The sequence below is a fragment of the Vibrio mediterranei genome, assembly GCF_900088415.1.
Lineage (GTDB): Bacteria > Pseudomonadota > Gammaproteobacteria > Enterobacterales > Vibrionaceae > Vibrio > Vibrio mediterranei.
Genome location: NZ_FLLQ01000034.1, coordinates 1 through 682 on the forward strand (window position 1 = coordinate 1; position 682 = coordinate 682).

The 682-nt window shown below is 41.9% G+C and carries 1 tRNA gene and 2 rRNA genes; all 3 read right to left on the minus strand.

The annotated features are described in order from the left end of the window. Nucleotides 1–113 (minus strand): 23S ribosomal RNA (locus VME0621_RS25980); the annotation flags it as partial. Nucleotides 114–407: 294 nt separating this feature from the next. Beyond that, nucleotides 408–483 (minus strand) — tRNA-Ala (locus VME0621_RS25985). A gap of 78 nt (nucleotides 484–561) precedes the next feature. Further along, a 16S ribosomal RNA gene (locus VME0621_RS25990) occupies nucleotides 562–682 on the minus strand; the annotation flags it as partial.

Consider the following 682-nt stretch of genomic DNA (forward strand, 5'->3'; position numbering starts at 1 on the left):
GAATCTCAGACTCACAGGTTTTTACTACCTAATCTGAGCTTATCGCAAGTTAATACGCCTTTCATCGCCTCTGACTGCCAAGGCATCCACCGTGTACGCTTAGTCACTTAACCATACAACCCCAAAGAGTTTCAGATGAAACCATGAGATTGTTGTTAAACAACCAAAGTTGTCTGCATTTTTATACATGTGCAGACTCGATTTTGCCGGACTCAAATATGAATTACTTTCGTAATTCCCAAGAACACTTGAATGTGTGTTGGTACCTAATCTTTCGATTAGGATTTGAGAACTTTTAAATGAATAACATTAATCAAATGTTATTCGTCAGCTTTCCAAATTGTTAAAGAACGAGATTACTAATAAGTAACCATTTCTAAATATTCTCGAGAGAAAACACTTAAAGATGGTGGAGCTATGCGGGATCGAACCGCAGACCTCTTCGCTGCCAGCGAAGCGCTCTCCCAGCTGAGCTATAGCCCCATCTGGAAAAGGTTTCCTTACTCTTAACTTACAAACCTAATCAATCTGTGTGAACACTCATCGCAATAATCTTTCGTATAAGGAGGTGATCCAGCCCCAGGTTCCCCTAGGGCTACCTTGTTACGACTTCACCCCAGTCATGAACCACAAAGTGGTGAGCGTCCTCCCGAAGGTTAAACTACCCACTTCTTTTGCAGCC